Below are 6,039 nucleotides of genomic sequence, written 5' to 3'. Positions count from 1 at the left end.
TTTCCACCTGCCTTCTTGTTTTCAAACAGAAAACCTGCTCTGGCCTGATCGCCAAAGCAGGTTTTTCTACAGGCTGACGCGTCTTTTCGCCGCAGTGCGGTGAAAAGACGCGTTCTTTTGGTTCAATGGCAGCTGCCTGTCAGCTGAAGATGTTGATGAGGATGCCCGCCGCAACGGCGCTGCCGATCACGCCGGCCACGTTGGGGCCCATAGCGTGCATCAGCAGGAAGTTGGTGGGGTTCTCCGCCTGGCCCACTTTCTGGGACACACGTGCCGCCATGGGGACGGCGGACACACCAGCGGAACCGATCAGGGGGTTCACCTGGCCATGGGTGGCCCAGCACATCAGCTTGCCAAACAGCACGCCGCCGGCAGTGCCGAAGGAGAAAGCAAGCAGGCCCAGGATGATGATGAGGACGGTGCGGGCGTTCAGGAAGGTGTTGGCGCTGGTGGTGCAGCCGACGGACAGGCCCAGGAAGATGGTGATGATGTTCATCAGCTCATTGCCTGCGGTGCGGTTGATGCGGTCCACCACGCCGGATTCTTTCATCAGGTTGCCCAGCATCAGCATGCCGATCAGCACGGCAGAGTCCGGCAGGATGAGGCTGATGATGATGGTGCACATGATGGGGAAGATGATCTTCTCGGTCTTGGAGACGGTGCGCAGCTGCTTCATCACGATGCAGCGTTCTTTCTTGGTGGTGAGCGCCTTCATGATGGGCGGCTGGATGACCGGCACCAGAGCCATGTAGCTGTAGGCCGCCACCGCGATGGAGCCCAGCAGGCCCGCCGCCAAAATGCTTGTCACGTAAATCGCGGTGGGGCCGTCGGCGCCGCCGATGATGGCGATGGCCGCCGCCTCCGGGCCGGTAAAGGGCTCGATGGGGGCAAAGCCCAGCAGTTCGGCCAGGAAGTTATAAGGGATGTGCACGAACTTCGCCATGAAGTATGTGGCGAAGATGCCCAGCTGCGCGGCAGCGCCCAGCAGCAGGCTCTTGGGGTTGGAGATCAGCGGGCCGAAGTCGGTCATGGTGCCGATGCCAAGGAAGATGAGCGGCGGGTAGACGCCCAGCTTGACGCCCAGATAGAGCATGTCCGCCAGGCCGCCGTTGTGAAGTATCTCGCTGAACATGGGATAGAGGCTCGGGTCGGCCCCTTCCGGCGCGATGAAGTACTGCATATGGATGATGCCGCTGCCGGGCAGGTTCGCCATCAGCATGCCAAAGGCGATGGGCAGCAAAAGCAGGGGCTCGAACTCTTTCACGATGGCCAGGTACAAAAGCAGGCAGGCCACCACGATCATGAGCAGATAGCGCCAGTCCTCGGCGATGCCCATGAAGCCGGAGTTCTCCCAGATGCTGACGAGGGTATCAAAAAAAGCACTCATGGTTCAGCCCCCCTTAAAACGGTTCCGTGCCGCTCTCGACGCCCGCCGCGCCCCAGCTGCCTCGGCCGCCGCCGGCGCGCTTGACTGCGCGAAGCGTATACTTGCCGCCGCTGGCCGCCGCGACTGCCGCCGCAATGACCGCCACGATCTCTTCGCTGACGCCGTCTTCCACCAAGGGCGGAGCCTCCATGGGTTCCTGCAGCTGCGGGGGCTGCGGCTGGCTTTTCGCAGCCGCTTCGGCAGCTGCCTTCTGCTTTTTGGCATTCAGCGCGTCGAACAGTTTGCCCTGAAGGGCGATGATATAAGTCAGCAGGATCAGCACCAGAAAGACCAGGGACATGCCGATCCCCGCGACCACGAGCACCGACGGTTCCGCGGCCTGTGCGGCGCCCGCCGCAAGCAGAACTGCATTCATTGGATGGCCCCCTTTTCCAAAGCTCAATTTTCGTCTTTTACATTATATCGAAAAACCGCCCCTGTTTCAAGGTCGCAGAAAGGGATTTGTTAAAATAATAGCATTTGTACAAATTTAAAAAACAAAAAGGAACGCCCGCCTGCACGGAGCGTTTCGTGCAGACGGGCGCATCAGCTTTATCTGTGGCCCAGGCGGGGCGTTGCGTCCACAAAGCCGCTTTCCAGCTGGTCTCCGATCTCCAGGCACCGCGCCGTGCCCAGCGCGACGCAGTTGATGGGGTCCTCCGAGACCCGCGCCTTTACCTTGAGCTGCTGGCTCAGATATTCGTCCAGGCCTTTGAGCTTGGAGCCGCCGCCAGTGAGCACTACGCCTGCGGAGTAGATGTCGCCGGCCAGTTCCGGCGGCGTGTGCTCCAGCACCTGATGGGCCGCTGCCGCGATCTGTTCGGCCAGAGGCATCACCGCCTCATAGAGGTCCTCGGTGGTCACGGTGAGACGCTGGGGAAGCCCGGTGAGCAGGCTGCGGCCCTTCACTTCCATCTCGGAGGAAAAGGCGCAGGGGCGGCAGCAGGCCACCTGCTTCTTCAGCTCCTCTGCGGTGCGCAGGCCGATGGCCACGTTGAATTTGAGGCGGGCGTATTTCTGGATCTCATCGTCAAAGGTGTTGCCCGCGATCTTCACGCTGGCGGACCTCACCTTGCCGCCCATGCTGATCACCGCGATGTCGGTGGTGCCGCCGCCGATGTCCACCACCATGTGGCCCTCCGGCTGCAGGATGTCGATGCCGCAGCCGAGCGCGGCTGCAATGGGTTCGTCGATCAAAAAGACCTGCCGGGCGCCGGCAGCCACCACAGCCTCCACCACAGCGTCGCTTTCGATGCCGGTGATGGCCGCGGGCACGCACACCGCAACGCGGGGCTTGATGAGTTTGGAATCATAGACCTTGTTCACGAAGCGGCAGATCAGCTCTTTCGTGAGGGTGTGGTTGGAGATCACGCCGTCCTTCAGCGGGCGGGTGGCCAGGATGTAATTGGGGGTGCGGCCCACCATGGCCAGCGCGTCGTCCCCCACCGCCAGGACCTGGTCCTTGCGGGTGTCCACCGCCACAACGCTGGGCTGGTTCAGGATCACGCCCTTGCCTTCCATTGCGATGATGATGGTGGTGGTGCCGAGGTCGATGCCGATATCATACTGCGCCATAACTCACACTTCGCTTTCTCTGTTGTGTTGCCGCACGCTCGCAAAAGGACGGCAAAACGGCTTTGCAGCCGGGGTATATTTCCAAAATTGCTTTTTTACAGTTCTGTATGCGCCGCCGCCACCGCGAATACCTCCAGCGCGCCGGCCTTCATCAGCGCCCCGGCGCAGGCGCTGACGGTGGCGCCGGTGGTGATCACATCGTCCACCAGAAGGATCCGCCGTCCCTCGATGCACTGCGCATTCCTCACGCGGAAAGCGCCCTGCAGGTTTTTCATCCGCTCGGCTGCGGACAGGCCCTTCTGGGGATGGGTGGCGCGGGCCTTGCGCAGCGCCCCCTTTTCCAGCGGGACGCCCAACGCGCGGGCCAGCGGCCCGGCAAGAAGTTCCGGCGGTTCGTATCCCCTGCCCCGGTCGGAGGCAGGCACCGGCACCACCAGATCGAAGCGCGCCAGCGGCGGCGCGCCGTCAAAAGTTATTATACCACGCTTTATGTCGTAATTACAACCAAAAACGGCCCGCGCAATCTCCGCGCCCAGAGTTTCGCCGTAGCAGGCGCGTCCGCCGTTTTTGAAGCGCAGGATGGCCTGCCGCACGCACCCGTCGTAGCGCCACACCGCAGCGGCGCCTGTCACGTTCCGCAGGATGTGTTCGGTGGCAGGCAGCCGCGGGGCCGCGCGCCGCAGCTTTGCCAGTTCCGCGGCGCAGTCCGGGCAGCCGGGCATCCAGCCCAGCACCCTGTCGCAGAAGGGGCAGCGCCGGGGATACACCAGCCCTGCCGCCAGCTGCGCGGCGTCCCTCAGCCGCATTGTGCCGCCCCATCGGCCAGCAGCGCGCAGAGGCAGCTGTATCGCTTGTTTTTCTGCACGTTTGCCACCATTTCCTCCATCACCGAAAGTTCGCCCGGCAGGACGCAGAGCTTTTTTGCTCTGGTGACGCCGGTGTACAGCAGGTTGCGGTAGCGCAGCTGCGCAGGAACGCCGCTCACCGGCATCACCACCGCCGTGAATTCGGTGCCCTGGCTTTTGTGGACGGTGATGGCGTAGGCGATCTCCAGCTCCTGGATGGCGTCCGGGCCATAGGTGATCTTTTTGTCCTCCATCTGCACCAGCAGGGTCCGCCGGCCGGGATCCACCTCCAGGATGACGCCCATGTCACCGTTGAAGGCCCCCACGCCCGATTCGCCCCCGTCCCGCTCGTAGGGGATGAGGTAATCGTTCCGCACCTGCATCACCTTGTCGCCCCGGCGGAACACCCGGCCGCCGGCTTCCAGTTCGGGCTTGTTTGCGGCGGGCGGGTTGAGCAGCTGCTGCAGGCAGGGGTTCAGCGCCAGGGTGCCCACCGGGCCCTTTTTGCTGGGGCAGAGCACCTGAATGTCCCGCATGGGGTCAAATCCGTAGGTCGCGGGCAGGCGGCGGCTCACAAGATCGCACACCAGCTGCTGGCACTCCATGCCGCCGGACTGCAGGAAAAAGAAGTCGCTGTCCCGCGTGCCTTTTTTGGGTGCAAGGCCCTCGACGATGCGGTGGGCATTTTCCACAATGAGGCTTTTGGCGGACTGGCGGAAGATATGCTCCAGCCGCACGGTGGGCACCACACCGCTCTGGATGACCTCGCCCAGAACGTTGCCGGGGCCCACGCTGGGCAGCTGGTCGGCGTCGCCCACCATGATGATGCGGCAGCCATGGCGCAGCGCCGCCAGCAGGCTCTGGAACAGCTTTGCATCCACCATGCTCATCTCGTCCAGCACCACCACGTCACATTTGAGCAGGTTTTTCTCGTTGTGGATAAAGCGCAAAAGGCGGCTTTGGGGGTCATAGTCCACCTCCAGCAGCCGGTGGATGGTCTGGGCCTTCTGGCCCGTCAGTTCCGACAGGCGCTTGGCCGCACGCCCCGTGGGCGCACAGAGAGCCACCCGCTGCCCGGAATGCTGCAAAAGCGAGAGGATGGCGTTCACGGTGGTGGTCTTGCCGGTGCCCGGCCCGCCGGTGAGCACCATGACCCTGCTGCTCATGGCCGTGCGGATGGCCGTGCGCTGTTCTTCCGCGTAGGCAAAGCCCTGGGCGCGTTCCAGAATGGCGATGCTCCGGTCCACGCCGGCGGGCGGGGCCGCAGGATGGCGGCTGAGTTCCCACAGCCGGGCGGCGATGTCAGCCTCGGCACTGAAAAGGTCCGGCAGAAAAATGAACTCGCCCTCCGCCCGGGTGCATCTGCGCACTTCGCCATCATCCAGCAGGCGGTCCAGTTCGCCGTCCACCGCGTCCGGCTCGACCGCCAGGCTTTTGGCGGTGGTCCGCACCAGCCCTTCACGCGGCAGGCAGGTGTGGCCGTTGCCTGTGTTGTGGCGCAGGATGTAAAGGAGGCCCGCCCGCACCCGCAGAAAGTCCTCCAAGTCCATCTGCAGTTCCGCCGCGATGGCGTCCGCCTGGCGGAATTTCAGGTGCAGCGGTTCGCCGCAGAGGATGTAGGGATTGCGGCTTATCTCTTCTACCGCGCAAGGGCCGAGATGGCGGTACGCCTCCACCGCCTGCGCCGGCGAGACGCCAAAGCGGCCCAGATAGGCCACCGCCTCCCGCACGCCGAACATCCGCCTGAACTCGTTTGAGATGGCGTTTGCCTTTTCGGGGGTGATGCCCCGCAGCTCGGTCAGGCGCAGCGGGTCGTTGGCGATGACTTCCAGGCAGTCGGCGCCGAATCGCTCCACGATCTTTTTTGCTGTGGCGGGGCCGATGTAGGGCAGCGCCCCGCTGGAGAGATAGGCGAGAGTCGCCGCCAGGTCCTGGGGCATGCCGGCCTCACAGCTTTCGGCTTTGAACTGCGGGCCGTGGGCAGGGTGGGTCTCGAACCGGCCATAAACAGTGACGCTTTCACCCACGTTCACCTCGCCCACTTCGCCGGTGACCACGTGGAGCTCGCCTCCGGCGTTGACCTCGAACACGGCATAGCCGGTGTCGGGATTTTCAAAGATGACGTGCTCCACAACGCCTTCCATGCGCAGAAGTTCCCCGGAACGCTCCTCGTCCATCGTTCTTGCTCCCCCT

5 protein-coding genes are annotated in these 6,039 nt (G+C 63.5%); all 5 read right to left on the bottom strand.

All coding sequences use genetic code 11. The features are described 5' to 3' along the window. Positions 1-139: 139 nt before the first annotated feature. Complete coding sequence (locus ACH2AT_RS07545; protein ID WP_330057869.1) at positions 140-1,387, bottom strand: sodium ion-translocating decarboxylase subunit beta; 1,248 nt, start codon at positions 1,385-1,387, stop codon at positions 140-142. Positions 1,388-1,400: 13 nt separating this feature from the next. Further along, positions 1,401-1,802 carry an OadG family protein gene (locus ACH2AT_RS07540; RefSeq protein WP_394964865.1) on the bottom strand — a complete coding sequence of 134 codons (402 nt, stop codon included), beginning with the start codon at positions 1,800-1,802 and terminating at the stop codon, positions 1,401-1,403. 176 nt (positions 1,803-1,978) lie between these two features. Then, the gene (locus ACH2AT_RS07535) at positions 1,979-3,001 is read right to left on the bottom strand and encodes a rod shape-determining protein (protein ID WP_394964863.1); all 1,023 of its coding nucleotides are present in this window, start codon (positions 2,999-3,001) and stop codon (positions 1,979-1,981) included. A 95-nt stretch (positions 3,002-3,096) separates the two neighbouring features. After that, positions 3,097-3,807 (bottom strand): ComF family protein, encoded by a 711-nt coding sequence (locus ACH2AT_RS07530; protein ID WP_394964861.1) that lies wholly within the window; start codon positions 3,805-3,807, stop codon positions 3,097-3,099. Then, on the bottom strand, positions 3,798-6,023 hold the full coding sequence (locus ACH2AT_RS07525) for an ATP-dependent RecD-like DNA helicase (protein ID WP_394964859.1): 2,226 nt from the start codon (positions 6,021-6,023) through the stop codon (positions 3,798-3,800). The genes ACH2AT_RS07530 and ACH2AT_RS07525 overlap by 10 nt, the downstream gene beginning before the upstream one ends. Between the last annotated feature and the right edge of the window lie 16 nt (positions 6,024-6,039).

Origin of the sequence: Candidatus Allofournierella excrementigallinarum (genome assembly GCF_944388085.1) — a bacterium.
Classification (GTDB): domain Bacteria; phylum Bacillota; class Clostridia; order Oscillospirales; family Ruminococcaceae; genus Allofournierella_A; species Allofournierella_A excrementigallinarum.
Note: the sequence above shows the minus strand (reverse complement) of the source record. Positions and strands in the feature narration are given on the sequence as shown.

What these genes read in the sequence shown, in the direction of transcription:
- ACH2AT_RS07540 (WP_394964865.1), bottom strand. Translation starts at nt 1,802, where the DNA reads ATGAATGCAGTTCTGCTTGCGGCGGGCGCCGCACAGGCCGCGGAACCG.
- ACH2AT_RS07525 (WP_394964859.1), bottom strand. Translation starts at nt 6,023, where the DNA reads ATGGACGAGGAGCGTTCCGGGGAACTTCTGCGCATGGAAGGCGTTGTG.
- ACH2AT_RS07535 (WP_394964863.1), bottom strand. Translation starts at nt 3,001, where the DNA reads ATGGCGCAGTATGATATCGGCATCGACCTCGGCACCACCACCATCATC.
- ACH2AT_RS07530 (WP_394964861.1), bottom strand. Translation starts at nt 3,807, where the DNA reads ATGCGGCTGAGGGACGCCGCGCAGCTGGCGGCAGGGCTGGTGTATCCC.
- ACH2AT_RS07545 (WP_330057869.1), bottom strand. Translation starts at nt 1,387, where the DNA reads ATGAGTGCTTTTTTTGATACCCTCGTCAGCATCTGGGAGAACTCCGGC.